Raw genomic sequence first — 15,986 nt, 5'->3', positions numbered from 1 at the left:
CCTCACCTTGTCAGGGGAGGGAGCAAATCGCGTTGCTGACAACGTCGGTAAAGCACCTCCCCCTTTCGAAGAGGGAGGCCGGGAGGGGGTTGTTCCTGTTGCTACGCCACGCTCTGGGTCTCGATCACGGTATTTTCGTTGCGATGATTGAAGATGGCATGTCGTCTGTCTACCCCGTCGATCACCATGTCCGCAGCCATCATCCCCATCTCCATGGCGGTGTCGGTGAAGATGTAGCGAAACGTCCCCTGACGACCTGTCATGATGAGGTTGGCTATAGGCATCAGCGCCTGAATGGCCGCGTTGCGGCGGGCCTGATAGCCAAGATCCATCAGCGGATAGGCGTACTCGCTTCGCGCCTCGAAGGTCTCGTCGCCAAGTTTGGCGGTATCAACGCCTAGGCTCGCGAGATCGGCGGTGACCCGGCCCCGCAGCTCGGCCAGCGGTGCCTGCCAGGTGGCATCCCCCGGGTTGCAGGGGATCTCCAGCATCACAGATGTCTGGCCCTGTGGCGCCATAAAGGGGCTGCGGCGGCGCGGCTCCTGCAGGCGGGTCGCCAGAATATGGGGGTCGGAGAGGTACTGCCAGGTGTTGTCCGACAGGTTCTCCTGTTTAAGCGGCATGTTGACGAAGCGCAAGGACCGGTAGTGCAGATCGCACGGCAAGCCCAGATGCTGGCAGGTGAGCGGCAGCGGCAGGGTGGAGATCACCTGATCAAAGTGCTCGCTCTGCTCAATACCCTCTTGTTGCCAATAGACCCGCTCAATGCGGCCATCGACCTGCTCGAGGCGGCTGATGGTGGCGCCTGTCTTGACCGTCACGCCTTCTGCTACCAGCCGCTCCCCCAGGGTGGTGAAGATCTGGCCGAAACCATACTTTGGATAACGGTATTTGCGGGCATAGGTGCGTACCGAGAGGTTGCCCTTGCGTCTTGGTAGCAGGCGGCGCGCCACGTCTTTCAAATCGATGAGACTGATGCGCTGACCGGCCCAGTCGGCGGAGAGTTTGTCCGGGTTGATGCCCCACAGCTTGCCGGTGTAACCCTCGAAGAACTGGCGGTAGAGGGTGCGGCCGAAGTGGCTCTGGATCCACTCGGCAAAGCTCGCCTTGGCGAAATCGTCCGGCTTCTTGGCAAAGGGCAACAGCAGCAGATCCTTCACCGCGCCCGCCATCAGGGTTAGGGGGGCAGTCCTCAGCAGGTTGGTGAGGTTCAAGGGGTAGTCATAGGTGCGCCCGCCGAAGCGGATGACGCTCTTGCGCTCGGCGTGGAGCAGGTCGTCCCCCATCAGTTCGTCGATAAAGGCGAGCAGCTCGGGGTTCTTGGTGATAAAGCGGTGGCCGCCGTAGTCGAAGCGATACTCCCCATCGCGTCCCTTGAAGGTCTGGGTGGCGCACATGCCGCCGACCACCGGCTCCTGCTCGAACAGGGTGACTGCAAAACCGGCGCGGCGCAGGCGCCAGGCAGCCATCAAACCGGCGGGGCCGGCACCCAGCACCGCAATGTTCTTCTTGTTGTTATCGCTCATGACGTTTTCCGAAACTGCTTGATAGATAAGGGAACCGCGTCAAGGCGCGGCTCCCGAATGGGGTTGCAACTGGGGCTGGTTTATCCCTGCACCCGAGGGCGATAGCTGCGATGCCAGAGGGTGACGAAGATGGCCAGATAGGTGGCCCAGGTCAGCAACTGCAAGCCGGCCGGTGAGGCATTGTAGCCAAAGAGGGCGCGCAGGAAGGTGCCGAAGACCCCTTGATCGTCGAGGATGTGGCTGATGTTGAACACGGGCGTGGTCCAGAAGGTGATGACGTCCGCCGCCTGCAACATGTTGACGGCGGACGACAGCAGCCCCGCGGCTATGATGATGATCAGCAGGCCGGTCCAGCGGAAGAAGGGGGCCAGCGCCACCTTGCGGGTGGAGCGCAGCAGCCCCCACACCAGCACCACAGAGACCAGCAGCCCCGCCAGCGCCCCCATCAGTCCCTCGTGCAGATCCACCCCTTGCCCGGAATAGACCAGGGCCGAGAAGAAGAGCACGGTTTCAAAACCTTCCCGCATCACGGCGAGGAAGGCGAGCAGCACCAGACCAAAGAGGTTGCCGCCGTCGATGGCGGCATCGATGCGCGCCGTCATGGCCCCCACCTGGGACTTGGCCTGCTTTTGCATCCAGATTGCCATATAGGTGAGCACCAGGGTGGCGAAGATCAGTATCCCCGCCATCAGCAAATGGTTGTAGCGCTCGCTCTCGAACTGGCTCACCACCACCTGGAACAGGAAGGCGACCACGAGGGAGGCGACAAGGCCCAGCCCCACCCCCAGATAGATGAACTTGTTGTAGCGGCTCGCCCCCAGCTTGGCGAGGTAGGAGAGGCAGATGCCCACCAGCAGGAAGGCTTCCAGCCCCTCGCGCAGGGTAATGAGAAAACTTGCAAACATCAGGATTGAGGCTCCGTATCGGGCGTGATGGGGAGGGGCTGCAGGGTCAGTTGCAGCCGATTAAGTTGTAGCCGAGCGAGTAGCACTATGGGTGGCGCCGGCAGGTTCGGCTCGGCGGCGCGCACCGCATCACTGACCCACTTGGGGTAGGTGCGGAAATTGAGTCTGATATCGGCCTGGAAGGGCCCTTGGGCATCTGCGGGTAGCGGCCAGGCTTCATCGCGCCAGCCATCGGCCGGGATGCGGGTGTCTTCCAGCAGTTTGGCGTAGCGCCAGAACTTGAGCCCCACCGGCTTGCCGTCGGCATCGCCAAATATTTTGCGGAACAAGCGCGCATCCTCAGGCACGGCGCCCTCCACCGGCTGGCCGCTGGTGAGCACTATGTTGCCGCTGGCGTCTGTGAGGGTCAGCTCCAGCCAGAGTTCGCGGAAATCGGCCACTCCGGTGGGCAGGGCGTGGCCCGCGCCTGTGTTGGCGACCCGCACCACCAGTTGCTGCCCATCGGCAGCCTGTTCGATGCGGGCCGAAAGGGTAGCGCTGGATCGCAAGAGCGCCAGGCTCTCCTGCTCAAGGTCTGGATTTCGTAACCCCACCAGCTGGTGCTGGGCGCCGGTAAAGTTGTGGCGATAGAGGCGCGCCTTCATTGTGCCGTTTTCGGTGGACTGGCCCGCCACAGGGGCGCCGCCGTTGCCCGGCTCGGGGTTCATATGGCAGTCGATGCAGCTGCGCCGCTTGGCGGGATCCTCCGCCTTGGCGAAGCTGGAGTTCTCCCACTCGTCCCAGGTGTTGACGATATTGGCGCCGCTGCCCGGGGCAAACTCGTTGTGGCATGACTTGCACAGGGCCGCATCCTGGTAGAAATCCTTCTGATAGGAGGCTTTGTGGGCCGCTGGACGGGCATTGATCTGCCGCTCTGCCAGCCAGTGGCGGGCGCTGCCCCCCGGGGCATCCTCGAACACATAGCTCTCGCGGTCTTTGAGGTTCACCGTGAAGGCGCTGTTGCCGCCGGCATCTTCGAGCCTTGTGATGCGATGGCAGAGCACGCAGCCTGTCCCTTCCTCCACCACGGGCTCGCCTGCCTTGTGGGCGGCAATGAGCGAGGCGCCCCCCTGCTCGAACATGTGGGAGCCCTTGGGCAGCTCCGTCTGGCCGTTCAGCACCTGCTGGGGCATGTGGCAGCCCTGGCACCACTGACCGAAGGCTTCCCCCTCGGTTTCGCGGGCCAGGGCCTGCACCACCTTGTAGTAGGGGTGGGAGTTGCCCATCAGCCTGTGGTTGCTCTCGCTCCAGTCCTTGAACGCCGCCTGGTGGCAGTTCTGGCAGGAGGCGGAGTTGAGCCACTCCTTGGGGTGGGTGGTCGGCGCCTTGGCGGGCTGATTGTCAAGGTCAGGGCGCGGGGCATCGAGCCGCAGCCAGTTGGCGAGATAGGGGAGGTTGCCATCGGCGGTGACGAAGGCGTGCAGATCCTCCATCATGGCCTTCACCTCGGGCTGGGGCTTGGCGGGATCGACCGGCTCGGCCCCATCGCGACCGTCGTGGCCCATGCCGCCCTGGGTCTGCTGGGTCATGCGCAGGTATTCGCCGACGAAGTCCCCCGCCACCATGTTGGCGAGGTTGGCGTGGCCGTTGATGGCGTTGTCGCCGCTCTTCTGGCGATGGGCCGCCATCAGATGGCGGTTGGTGAAGTTGAATCCGTCCAGATGGCAGGAGTTGCAGCTCATCCAGTTGTCCCCGGCCATGGGGAAGCGGACATTGGCGGCGGTGTTGCCCAGGTGGAACAGCCGCTCGCCGCGCTTGAGGGGGTCGGGGCGGGGATCCGTCTCCACCAGCTTGGCGAAGTGGGGCACATCGACAGTGACCCGGGCGAAGGGGCCGCTGCCGCCGGTGTTGAGGCGGGTAAGATCCTGCCCCATGACGTTGTGCACCAGAATGTGGTCGCCGTCGATCAGCAAGTCCCGCGGATTCTGGCCCGGCAGGTGACGCAGCAGCTGGGTCGCCTTGGCGCCCCCCTGGAACTTCTTGCGTCTGTGCCGGTTGTTGTTGGATTTGCCGCTGCGAGAGAGGTCAAACACCAGCAGATCTTCCGAGCCCGCCAGGGTCAGGTAGACCCGCTTGCCATCGGCGGCGAAGCGCGCGGCGAAGGGGTTGGAGACGATCTGGCTGCGGTTGCCGACGCTTGGCAGATTGATCTGCAAGAAGAGCTGCTTTCTTTCATCCACCCGTTCTTGCTCCTCATCGAGATCTATGATGGAGACGGCCGGGAAGACGGTGCTCTGAAACTGGAAGGGGTGGTCGAAACTCCACAGCACATGAGGCAGCCAGGCTTCGCTGCCATCGGGGGAGAGGGCGATGCCGTCCAGCAGACGCGGCAGCCCCTGGGAGTCGCTCGCTTTTCCAGTAGGGGGCGCGCTGTGGGTCTCGGCCAGGGTGATCAGGCGTGGCTTGGGCAAGGTGGCGCCCGTGAGCCCGCTGCCCAGTTTGGCGAGATCATAGATGGCAAGCTGGCCCGTCATGGCGTGGGTGAGCAGCAGGCGATCGTCGTCGGTCAATGCCAGTCCGCGGGGTGTCTCGGCAACGGTCACATCCAGCAGGAGCTTGCCCGAGCTGTCGTAGGCCTGCAGGCGAGCCGATTCGAACAGCGTGACCCAGAACCACTGCCGCTTGGGATCGAAGATGACCCCATAGGGTCTATGGCCGGTGGGGATAGCCCTCTCCAGGTCGAGATCTTCGTCCAGCAGCAGCAGGCGATCGCCGCTGTAGTCGGTGACCAGCAGGGTGCCGTCATCGGCGCGGGCCAGCTGGCGCAGATCCCCCCCCAGTTGCACCTCTTTTATTCCCTTGCCGCTGCCCCGTTCGAGCAGGGTGACGGAGCCCGCGCCCTGGTTGGCTACCAGCAGGCGCGGGGCGTCGCCCTCGTCATAGGCTACCATGGCCGTGCCCATCTCCTGGGCGCTGGCAAGGGGGCTGCCCAGCAGCAGGGCGGCAAACATCAGGGATAACAACAACTTCAACATAAGATCATGTGCGCCATTTCAAGATGGTCCAGCGCCAGGCGTGGCGCAGCACCAGGGGCGTCAACGCTAGCGCGCTCAGCCAGTGGGCCCAGCTGGCGAGGTTGCCCAGGCCGTCCCCCGGGGTGCCGTGCAGCACCAGCAACAGGCCGCTCGCCAGACAGACCAGCAGCAGGCCTTCGATGATGCGGCCAGTGGTGCGCAGAAAGGGTTTGCGGCTCTTGTTCAGCAGGCTGCGATGGGAGAGCCAGAAGGCGCCAAACAACAGGGGAAACAGGGAGAGGGAGAGCATCACATGGAGAAACAGGTTCCAGCGTGCCAGGGACCAGACCGGGGTCAGGGGTTCCCACAGCAGCAGGCCGGAGAAGAACATCAGGTAGAGGGAGCCCTCGGCGGCCTGATGGTGATAGGCCAGCCATTGCCAGAGGTGTCGCGGTGAGAGGGAAAGGCTTGTCATAGGTGCTCCAGCACCCGGGCGGTTCGGCCCGGGGCGAGCAAGTTTACAATGGGGTAAGGGTAATGAAAAGAGTTATCAATTCGGCCACTGATGAATAGATCCTGAATGAAATCAGGGCCGGGTCACTTGTGATCAGCCAGCCGCTCCGTGATGGCGTAGATGAGGGCGGCGGTGGAGAAGGCGAGGAAGACGATGACAGACCACTTCATCTCTATCTCGTTGCCGGTGCCATCTTCCAGGAAGGCCTTGAGCACTTCGATCCCGGCTATGGTCACCAGGGAGTTGATGACGATAAGCTTGAGGGAGGCGAAGTTGATCTTGCTGAGCCAGTTATCCCCTAGGGCCGCCCGCTGCTCCGGGGTCTTGATGAACTGCACATAACCGCAGATGGCCACCAGGATCAGCATCTGGGCCACCAGCACGAAGTCCACCAGGGTGAGCACCCCTGTGATGAGATCCAGATAGTCGATCTCGATGATGTCGCGGCACAGCACATAGAGCTGCATGGCGAACTTCACCATCAAGAGGGCGACGCACACCAGGATGCAAACATAGAAGGGGAACATCATCAGCCGGCTGCCGTTGAGCATGAAGTTGAAGCGGCGCATGGGGACTCCATCGAGAGGGAAGCGAATGGCAGCCAGAATATCTGGAAAGAGGGGGGCGGGAAAGCGCCATGGCGCTCCCTCGCCCGTTCAGAGGGGGAAGGGGGGCAGATCTCGAAACAGCCGTTGCAACCCCTCGCCCCAGGCCTTGCGTAGGGCCTGGAAGTGGGGGTTCTGCTCTGTGATGCGGTGCAGCTGTGCCGCCGAGAAGCTCCCTTCGGAATAGACGAGCGCATCCAGGGGCAGGCCCACCGAGAGGTTGCTGCGCAGGGTCGAGTCGATGGAGATGAGGGCGCACTGCAGGGCGGTCTGGAGCGGCGTCTCATGGTGGATGATGCGATCTATGATGGGCTTGCCGTACTTGCTCTCACCAATCTGGAAGTAGGGGGTATCCGGGCCCGCCTCGATGAAGTTGCCCTCCGGATAGATGTGGAACAGGCGGTGGCGCTCCCCCCGGATCTGGCCCCCCAGCAGTATGTTGCAGCCGAAGTTGACATGCCCCTGCTGCTGGCCCCCATCCCGGCTGATGACGGTGCGTATGGTCTGGCCTATGAGGGCCGCGACCTCGTACAGGCTGGGAAGGGCAAGAAGCTCCTGCCCCTCCGCCAGCAGGCTGATGACACTCTGGGTGGTGGCCAGGTTGCCGGCGCTTTGCAGCACTATCACCCTGTCCTCCTGGGTGAAGAGGTGCAGCTTGCGGAAGGTGGCGATATGGTCCACCCCCGCATTGGTGCGCGAGTCTGAGGCGAAGACGATGCCATCTTGCAGGCACATGGCGACGCAATAGGTCATGGCCGCGCTCCCGCCAGCACTCCCGCCAGCACTCCCTGGGCCCTCATTGCTGCTGCCCATCCAGGCGGGTGACCCGTGCCTGGCTCTGCAACTGCTCGCAGCCGCCGCCGTAGCGCACCCCGCGCACCGGGCAGGCATCCAGGTAATCCATGCCGACCGCGAGCTTGAGGTGCTCGTTGGCGGAGCAGGTGAGGTTGGTCACATCGAAGGTGTGCCAGCGCGCCTCAATCCACACCTCGGCCCAGGCGTGCATCGCCACGTGGCTGCTGTCCTGGCTGTAGAGGTAACCGCTCACGTACCTGGCCGGCAGACCGGCGTGGCGGCAGCAGGCCAGGAAGACATGGGTGTGGTCCTGACAGACGCCGCTGCCCGAGGCGAGGGCTTCGTCGGCGCTGAAGGTGGCGTCCGTGCTGCCCGGCTGATAGGGCATGAGCGCCAGGATGCGCGACATCAGGCCCTGCAGGTCGGCCTGGGTCGGCTCGGAGGGCAGGCACTCCTGCGCCAGGGCGCGCAGGGCCTCGCTTGGGCAGGTGAGGGTGGTGGGCCTCAGGTAGCTCAGGGGAGAGATGAGGGAGTGCTCTTCGTCCTCCTGGGCATCGTCGCGGATCTCCACCTCGCCACGGGCGCGGATCAATATCCCTTCGTGGGGGGGCTCCAGGCTCAGCACGTGCAGTATGTTGCCGTAACCGTCCGTGGTGCAGGTGGCCTCCCCCGGCAGCTCCAGCTGCCAGGAGAGGATCTGCTGGCGGGCCGTGCTGTGGGGGGTCAGGCGCAGGTACTGGGTGCTGCGGCGTACCACGTCGGCATAGTGGTAGCGGGTCTGGTGATCGATGATGAGTCTCATAATACCTCCAGGTAGGCGGCGTGGATGCTCTGGCCGATGGCGCCGATGTCGCTGAGAAAGTCCCTCAGGTACGCCTGCATGCCGAGGGCGAACACATCCTCGATGGCGCCATAGGTCAGATGGGCGTTGAGTATGGTGGTGAGGCGGCGCGGCGCTTGGCCGGCGTTGCCTTCGATCTGGGCCAGGATGTGCTCCATCTCGTCGAGGCAGGCGCGCAGGGAGCGCGGCACCTCGTTGCGCAGGATCAGCAGCTCGGCGATGGAGGCGTGGGAGAGGGTCTTGTAGAGGGTCTGGTGCGCCTCGTAGGCCCCCACCGAACGCAGCAGGGCGTTCCAGCGGTAGAATTCGCGCACGCTGTCCTCGTCCTCCCGGATCACCTGATACTTGACGGTGAGGATGCGCGCCGTGTTGTCGGCCCGCTCGATGAAGGTGCCAAGGCGCAGGAACCAGAGCACGTCCCCCCGCATCATGGTGCCGTAGGTGGCGCCACGGAACTGGTGGGATCGCTCCTTGATCCAGTCGAAGAACTCCTGTGCCTGGCCGCTGGATAGCCCCCCCTTGCGGCGCCTGCGGATCTCTATCCAGGCGGCGTTGATGCTCTCCCACACCTCTCCCGGGATCTTGCCGCGCACCCCGTGGGCATTGTCCCTGGCCATGCGCAGGCAACTGAAGATGCTGCTCGGGTTCTCCTCGTCGAAGCAGAAAAATTGCAGCAGGTTCTCCATGTTCACCTGGCCGTAGCGCGCCAGGAAAGGTTCGTGGGTGCCGCTGATGGTGAGGGGGGCCAGCAGCTCGCTGTGATCGGCGTCGATGGAGGGCATCAGCGACATGGTCTGGGTCACGTCCAGCATGCGCGCCGTGTTCTCCGCCCGCTCCAGGTGGCGGGACATCCAGTAGAGTTCGCTTGCGGTGCGGCTCAGCATGGGTTGCTCTCCATGACCCAGGTGTCCTTGGTGCCGCCGCCCTGGGAGGAGTTCACCACCAGGGAGCCTTCGGTCAGGGCGACCCGGGTCAGGCCGCCCGGCACCAGGCGCAGCTCCTGACCGGTGAGCACGAAGGGACGCAGGTCGATGTGGCGGGGGGCTATGCCCGCCTCGACGAAGGTGGGGCAAGTAGACAGGGAGAGGGTGGGCTGGGCTATGTAGTTGTCGGGCCTAGCCTTGAGCAGCTCGCGAAAACGGGCCAGATCCTCGCGGCTGGCGCAGGGGCCGATCAGCATGCCGTAGCCGCCGGCGCCATGGACCTCCTTGACCACCAGCTCCTCCAGGTGCGCCAGCACATAGGCCAGGGCATCGGGTTCCCGGCACTGCCAGGTGGGGACGTTGTTGAGGATGGGCTCCTCCCCCAGGTAGAAGCGGATCATCTCCGGCACATAGGGGTAGATGGACTTGTCATCGGCCACCCCGGTGCCGATGGCATTGGCCAGCACCACGCCGCCGGCGCGGTAGACAGAGAGCAGGCCCGGCACGCCTATGAGGGAGTCCGGGTTGAAGGCGAGGGGATCCAGGTAGTCGTCGTCGATGCGGCGATAGATGACATCCACCCGTTTCAGCCCTGTGGTGGTGCGCATCAGCACCTGACCATCCTTGACCACCAGATCCGCGCTCTCCACCAGCTCCACCCCCATCTGCTGGGCGAGGAAGCTGTGCTCGAAGTAGGCGCTGTTGAAACGGCCCGGGGTCATCACCACCACGCAGGGGTTGTCCACCGGGCTGCTCTCGCGCAGGGTCTGCAGCAACAGGGCCGGGTAGCGCTCCACCGGCGCTATAGGTTGGTTGTGAAACAGCTCCGGGAAGAGGCGCATCATCATCTTGCGGTTCTCCAGCATGTAGGAGACCCCGGAGGGGGTGCGCAGATTGTCCTCCAGCACGTAGTAGTCACCGTCGCTGTTGCGGATGATGTCCACCCCTGTGATGTGGACATAGGTGTTACGGTGCAGGTTGACCCCCTGCATACAGGGCTGGTACTGGGCATTGGTGAGGATCTGGGCGGCCGGGATCACCCCCGCCTTCAGGATGCGCTGATCGTGATAGATGTCGTGCAGGAAGGCGTTGAGGGCGGTGACGCGCTGGCGGATCCCCTTGTCCAGATGCTGCCACTCCTGGGCGGGGATGATGCGGGGAATGCTGTCGAACGGGATGAGACGCTCGGCGCCGTCCCCGTCCCCATAGACGTTGAAGGTGATGCCGACCCGGTGAAACAGCAGATCGGCCTCCTCACGCTTGCGTTCTATGCTCTTCTCGTCGGTCTGGTGCAGCCACGCCAGATAGGCGTGGTAGTGATCGCGAAACTGGTTGTTGGCGAGCAACATCTCGTCGTAGCAACCGGGTCCGGGCGGCTTAATGGGTAGCATAGGCAACTCCTTGTGACGTCCCTGAGGTCAGGAATTGCAAGGGCTGTGCCAGTCAATCGAGTCGCTATGAAGGCCGATATCAGTAATTTTATACTGATAAATCAGAGAGATGAGTGCGTTGTCATCAAGGGGGAAAGGACGCTGCACCAGACTGGCACCCCAGAGAGGGTAGTCCTGCGTCATCTTGTGGCAGCGCCCCAGGCGCGATGAGCAGAGGCGGACAGGGAGGGAAGGCCGCGCTGCTTCGCCTTGCCCCGTGCTGGGGCAGTAGAAACGAAAAAACCCAGCCAAAAGGCTGGGCTTTAGAAGATGGCTCCCTCGACAGGACTTGAACCTGTGACATACGGATTAACAGTCCGCCGTTCTACCGACTGAACTACGAGGGAATTGGCTCCTCCTACTGGACTTGAACCAGTGACATACGGATTAACAGTCCGCCGTTCTACCGACTGAACTAAGGAGGAATTGCCTGTCTCGTCGAGACGGAGCGGATATTAATGATCCCCCGGACGGGTGTCAACCCGCCATTCCACGGAAAAATGGCTTTTCGGCCCGTTTGCCCAAAACTTGGGCGCTGTGGACTATTTTCAGCACAATCAGCAGCTTGAGATGCCCTGCCTGCGGCCAAGGTTGAGCTGGCCGTGAAGGCGCGCCCCGGCCTGGAGGGGGCGAGGCAATGGATAAGCCGATCATGGAGGGGGAGGTGATGCATGTGCCTCTCGATGGGCTCGCCTCTGAGGTGATGGGCGGGTAATGAGGGGAAGATGCAAGTTCGCGATGACCAGGTAGATGAAGGGATGGCTGGGAAAATCGGCGATATGCGAGCTATCGATGACAATAATGCGGGGTAATGGCCATTTCTTGATCCTGCCCATCGAATTATCGGGCCGGCTCGGGTATGGTTGCTCTGGATACCATCGCCGCGTCGACAGCTCTGCCGGCCCTTGATGATGATCGGGTGCCGGTTCACTCCGGCCTTTGTCTCCCTCTTCTGGTATTACCCTAGACATGCACAATCAAGCTTCCTTACAAGGCGTGAAGCTGGCTATCGCATTGCGCCAATCCTGCATCGATGAACCCTATAGCGTGGCGCGCTTCGGCCGCGACCTCATCGCCGGCATCACGGTCGGTATCATCGCCATTCCGCTCGCCATGGCGCTGGCCATCGCCAGCGGGGTGCCGCCCCAGCACGGCCTCTACACCGCCATCATCGCCGGCATCGTGATTGCCGTGACGGGGGGCTCGCGCTTCTCCATCTCGGGGCCGACCGCCGCCTTTGTGGTGATCCTCTATCCGGTGGCCCAGCAATTCGGGGTGGGGGGCCTGCTGATGGCAACCCTCATCTCCGGCTTCTTCCTGGTGGCCATGGGGATGGCGCGCCTCGGTCGCCTCATCGAATACATTCCGCCCTCGGTGACCCTGGGCTTCACCGGCGGCATCGCCATCGTGATCGCCACCTTGCAGATCAAGGACTTCTTCGGCCTGCACGTTCCCGAGATGCCGGAAACCTATGTCGGCAAGGTGCAGGCGCTGGCCCATGCCCTGCCCAGCTGGCAGTGGGGTGATACCCTGGTGGGGGTGGCCACCCTGGCGGTGCTGCTGCTCTGGCCCAGATTGCGGCTGCCGGTGCCGGGTCACCTGCCGGCCGTGCTGGTGGGGGTGGGCCTGGGTGTCGGCCTGCACGCCCTGGGAGTGGACGTGGCCACCATAGGCAGCAAGTTCAGCTATACCCTGGCCGATGGCACCCAGGGCATGGGGATACCCCCCATAGCGCCGACCCTGGTGATGCCCTGGGCCCTGCCCGGGCCGGACGGCGCCCCCGTGGTCTGGGATCTGGCGGCCATAGAGCGACTGCTGCCCGCCGCCTTCTCCATGGCCATGCTGGGAGCCATCGAATCCCTGCTCTGCGCCGTGGTGCTGGACGGCATGACGGGGCGCAAGCACAGCTCCAACGGCGAGCTGGTGGGGCAGGGGCTTGGCAACATACTCGCCCCCTTCTTCGGCGGCATTACGGCGACGGCCGCCATCGCCCGCTCCGCCGCCAACGTGCGGGCCGGTGCCACCTCGCCCATCTCAGGCATAGTCCATGCGCTGGTGGTGCTGGCCGCCATACTGGTGCTGGCCCCCTGGCTCTCCTGGCTGCCGCTCTCCGCCATGGCCGCCCTGCTGCTGCTGGTGGCCTGGAACATGAGCGAGGCCCACAAGGTGGTAGATCTGGTGCGCAGGGCGCCCCGCTCGGATGTGCTGGTGCTGCTGGTCTGCCTGTCTCTCACCGTCATCTTCGACATGGTCATCGCCATCACCTTCGGGGTGATCCTGGCATCCCTGCTGTTCATGCGTGAAATCGCCAAGATGACCCGACTGCACAACCTGGCCGAGCACGGCCGTTATGCCAGCGAAGTGTCGGCACAGACCCTGCTCTACAAGATCAACGGTCCCCTGTTCTTTGCCGCCGCAGAGCGGGTCTTCGAGGAGCTGCTGGCCCAGGTGGGGGAGCACAAGGCGCTGATCCTGCAGATGGAGGCCGTCTCCATCCTGGACGCCGGCGGGCTCTCTGCCTTCCAGCAATTTGCCAGGCGCATGGCCAAGTCGGGCGTCCAGCTGAAGGTGGCCGAGTTGCAGTTCCAGCCCCTCAAGACACTGGCGCGGGCCAAGGTGCGTCCTGTCCCGGGTGAGCTGGAGTTCTACGGCTCGCTGGAGGAGGCTATCAGAGGGGAACATTTGCACGAAGCGGTTGAAAATTGACGTAAAGGGATAGGAAACGGCATCTTTTTGGTCAGTTGGTTCGCAAATTGAGCAAACGATAGCAAAAGATGAAAAATGAGATTGACCGGCTTGCTCCTATCCCTTACATTACGCCCCGTTCCAGCGCAGCAGCGCAACGAACCATGTGGCGATTGAACACGTTAAACAGCAGTCAAAAATTTGGTGAGGTGTCCGAGTGGCTGAAGGAGCACGCCTGGAAAGTGTGTATACGGCAACGTATCGAGGGTTCGAATCCCTCCCTCACCGCCAAATAAAGTAAAAGGGCCTGTCGCAAGACAGGCCCTTTTACTTTATCCGGTGATGGGCGGCTTGGTTCGGACCCTGGTTCGACAAAAGGGCAGGATAGCCCGCTTGGACAGCCGAAGGCCGCCCGCAGGGCGAGCGCCAGGGATGGTGCGAGTCAATCCCGACCCACCGCCAAATTGAAAAACCGACCTCAGGGTCGGTTTTTTGCATCTTGGGGCACCGCAAACCTGATGCCCAGCGAGGGGCGGTTCGGTTCGGGCCCTGGTTCGACAAGGGGGCAGGATAGCACGCTTGGACAGCCGAAGGCTGCCCGCAGGGCGAGCGCCAGGGATGGTGCGAGTCAATCCCTACCCACCGCCAAATTGAAAAACCGACCTCAGGGTCGGTTTTTTTGCATCTGGGGTTATCATATTCCCTGATGCCCAGCGAGGGGAGGCTTGGTTCGGGCCCTGGCTCGACAAGAGGGCAGGATAGCCAGCTTGGAAAGTCGCAGGCTGCCCGCAGGGCGAGCGCCAGGGATGGCGCGAGTCAATCCCGACCCACCGCCATATTCAAAGCCCGACCTGATGGTCGGGCTTTTTTGTTATTGGGGCCGTCATCTCCTCGGCTTCAGCGCAGGGTGGCTGTGTCTCCTTGCCGGAGACGGCAATACGTCCGTCTCAGGCCGACTTTTCCATTCCCTATCTGCATCAGAAGATCACCCCCACCAGCCTGTCGAGCAGTGTCTCGAAGGAGAAGAGGGTGAGGAGCAGGGGCAGGAAGGGCACCACAGTCGCGAGCACCAGTTGCAGGAACATGTCCCGACTGAATGGCATGGGCCTGACCTCCTTGATGACGGCATAGGCAGTACCCAGATCGGCGAGGGACTGGATATCCGAGGCGCCGAGCAGGGATTCCCCGTCTCTGTCCGCCGTGCGCAGCCAGCGGTGCTCGAAGCTGCGGCTGTACTCGGCGGCGAGGGCGCCGTATTCCCGCAGTCCCAGACGCTTGGCCGCCAGAATATGGGGAGCAAAGACCGTCAGAGGCGCCAGCACCAGCAGCAAGCCGAAGCCGGCGAGCAGAATGATCTCCGGTTTGTAGGCGGTGAGCACGGCGGCGTCATGGAAGATCCGGTTGGCGATAAAGCCGGCCAGCTGGGCCCCCAGAGCTGTCAGCAGCGGCGAGTAGGCGTAGGCCGAGCCACCGAGAAAGCCGAGGCCGCAGTTGCGATCGGGATGGGTCGGCATGAGGGAGAGGGGGATCCGGGAGACCTGCCAGAGGAAGCGGGTCCAGATCAGGAGCCGGTAGAGCCAGCGCAGGAGCAGAAACTGGATGATGGGGTTGCTCACCCAGAAAAACCAGAAACCGGGCAGGGTCAGGGTCGGGCTACCCCCTTCCATGGTGGCGTACCAGGTCGAGGACTCCAGGACGAAGGTGTGGGTCCGGATGAAGTACCCCATAGAGAGGACCAGCAGGATGAGGCCGACCTCCGCGGGGATCGAATTTCGCCAGATCATGGCGCTGCGAATGGCGTCATGAAAGCGTGGCAAGGAGAGCTGCGAGATCAACCCCCGTTCGATGAACTGGCTGACGATCCCCCGGATGCGCTGGTGGACGACGAGTTCGGCGAACACCAGCAAGGAGACGCAGATGAGAAAGCGGACATGGGTCTCTACGTCCAGCAGAAAGGGCACCGCCACCCCTTGCAGCAGGCTGCCGTCCCACCCGCACAGCAACAACAGGGGCAGCCAGCAGATCCCGCTCAGGACGAGGATCCGTCGCCTGATGTGCGCCTCTATGTCACCAAGATGCGCCCGGCTCCAGAGCTGATAGAGGGGGCCCCCCAGGATCAGGGAGAAGTTGCTGGGATCGGACAGGGGAGGGCTGAGTGGATCGGGCGGGGTGACAGGCCTGTGATGCGACATGATGGGACCACCTTGCTGTGCGACAAATGTGCCATCCGGCCGCCACCGGCTCCCCTTGCCACCAGGGGGGAAGGGGAGGCTGCTGCGTACCGGGATTCGGGCTTGGTGTCATGAGGGCACCATGACGGATCCTCTGAATTCAGCCTCTTTGCTGGCTGAAAACCCCATATGAAAACAGGATTGGCAGAGGAAAATGACTGCCGTGACGGCGGGTTCCACCGCAATGCCCCTGAGCCAAGCCCCATGGCTATAGGTATAGCGTTTGCCCATGCTCATGGTGTGATAACCAGCCTATTTTGACATCCTTGTTTACTGCGTTTTGCACAGGCATTGCAGATGGAGTGCACCATAGCGTCTGATGCACACAACGGGTGGTTGAATGTCCCGGAAAGGGTTATGTCTGAGTGCGAAATGCAGGAAAACCTCCCTGTCGATCAGCATCGATAATTTCTGTCATTCAACCGGCGTCTTGACTCTGCCAATCGCGATCTGTTGATTGATTCTCCTGCAGTCTGGTGGTCTGGAACAAGGGAGTGTTATTTATCCCAAGGTGAGATCATGGGGTTAAATGGTCGAT

General features: G+C 62.8%; 11 protein-coding genes and 3 tRNA genes. 2 read left to right on the top strand and 12 right to left on the bottom strand.

Going from position 1 to position 15,986, the window contains the following annotated elements; all coding sequences use genetic code 11:
- Positions 1-101: 101 nt before the first annotated feature.
- The 11 genes from Aeroheme_RS12710 to Aeroheme_RS12660 all read right to left on the bottom strand — a co-directional run bounded on the left by Aeroheme_RS12710 (position 102) and on the right by Aeroheme_RS12660 (position 10,957).
- The gene (locus Aeroheme_RS12710) at positions 102-1,526 is read right to left on the bottom strand and encodes an NAD(P)/FAD-dependent oxidoreductase (RefSeq protein ID WP_411165973.1); all 1,425 of its coding nucleotides are present in this window, start codon (positions 1,524-1,526) and stop codon (positions 102-104) included.
- A gap of 80 nt (positions 1,527-1,606) precedes the next feature.
- Positions 1,607-2,431: an FTR1 family protein gene (locus tag Aeroheme_RS12705; protein ID WP_106887089.1), complete on the bottom strand. Its 825-nt coding sequence runs from the start codon at positions 2,429-2,431 to the stop codon at positions 1,607-1,609.
- Complete coding sequence (locus Aeroheme_RS12700) at positions 2,431-5,445, bottom strand: YncE family protein (RefSeq protein ID WP_411165972.1); 3,015 nt, start codon at positions 5,443-5,445, stop codon at positions 2,431-2,433. The genes Aeroheme_RS12705 and Aeroheme_RS12700 overlap by 1 nt, the downstream gene beginning before the upstream one ends.
- Before the next feature lie 4 nt (positions 5,446-5,449).
- Positions 5,450-5,899 (bottom strand): hypothetical protein, encoded by a 450-nt coding sequence (locus Aeroheme_RS12695; protein WP_411165971.1) that lies wholly within the window; start codon positions 5,897-5,899, stop codon positions 5,450-5,452.
- A gap of 122 nt (positions 5,900-6,021) precedes the next feature.
- Positions 6,022-6,507 (bottom strand): YqhA family protein, encoded by a 486-nt coding sequence (locus tag Aeroheme_RS12690; protein ID WP_106887087.1) that lies wholly within the window; start codon positions 6,505-6,507, stop codon positions 6,022-6,024.
- Between the two features lie 87 nt (positions 6,508-6,594).
- Positions 6,595-7,296 carry a peptidase gene (locus Aeroheme_RS12685; RefSeq protein ID WP_411165970.1) on the bottom strand — a complete coding sequence of 234 codons (702 nt, stop codon included), beginning with the start codon at positions 7,294-7,296 and terminating at the stop codon, positions 6,595-6,597.
- A gap of 43 nt (positions 7,297-7,339) precedes the next feature.
- Positions 7,340-8,140, bottom strand: a complete 801-nt coding sequence (locus Aeroheme_RS12680; RefSeq protein WP_411165969.1) for a transglutaminase family protein — start codon at positions 8,138-8,140, stop codon at positions 7,340-7,342.
- Entirely contained in the window at positions 8,137-9,063 is a 927-nt protein-coding gene (locus Aeroheme_RS12675; protein ID WP_307764878.1) for an alpha-E domain-containing protein, read from the bottom strand. Before Aeroheme_RS12675 ends, Aeroheme_RS12680 begins: the two co-directional genes overlap by 4 nt.
- Positions 9,057-10,493 (bottom strand): circularly permuted type 2 ATP-grasp protein, encoded by a 1,437-nt coding sequence (locus Aeroheme_RS12670; RefSeq protein ID WP_411165968.1) that lies wholly within the window; start codon positions 10,491-10,493, stop codon positions 9,057-9,059. The genes Aeroheme_RS12675 and Aeroheme_RS12670 overlap by 7 nt, the downstream gene beginning before the upstream one ends.
- A gap of 310 nt (positions 10,494-10,803) precedes the next feature.
- Positions 10,804-10,879: transfer RNA gene (locus Aeroheme_RS12665), tRNA-Asn, on the bottom strand.
- Positions 10,880-10,881: 2 nt separating this feature from the next.
- Positions 10,882-10,957: transfer RNA gene (locus tag Aeroheme_RS12660), tRNA-Asn, on the bottom strand.
- Positions 10,958-11,501: 544 nt separating this feature from the next.
- Between Aeroheme_RS12660 and dauA the strand changes: the two genes are divergently transcribed.
- Entirely contained in the window at positions 11,502-13,238 is a 1,737-nt protein-coding gene (gene dauA, locus Aeroheme_RS12655; RefSeq protein ID WP_411165967.1) for a C4-dicarboxylic acid transporter DauA, read from the top strand.
- 182 nt (positions 13,239-13,420) lie between these two features.
- Positions 13,421-13,508: transfer RNA gene (locus Aeroheme_RS12650), tRNA-Ser, on the top strand.
- Between the two features lie 686 nt (positions 13,509-14,194).
- On the opposite strand, the gene Aeroheme_RS12645 is transcribed toward Aeroheme_RS12650, so the two are convergent.
- Entirely contained in the window at positions 14,195-15,409 is a 1,215-nt protein-coding gene (locus Aeroheme_RS12645) for a hypothetical protein (RefSeq protein ID WP_411165966.1), read from the bottom strand.
- Positions 15,410-15,986: the final 577 nt, after the last annotated feature.

Origin of the sequence: Aeromonas sp. DSM 116730, from assembly GCF_046581335.1 — a bacterium.
Taxonomy (GTDB): Bacteria; Pseudomonadota; Gammaproteobacteria; order Enterobacterales; family Aeromonadaceae; genus Aeromonas; species Aeromonas rivipollensis.
Note: the sequence above shows the minus strand (reverse complement) of the source record. Positions and strands in the feature narration are given on the sequence as shown.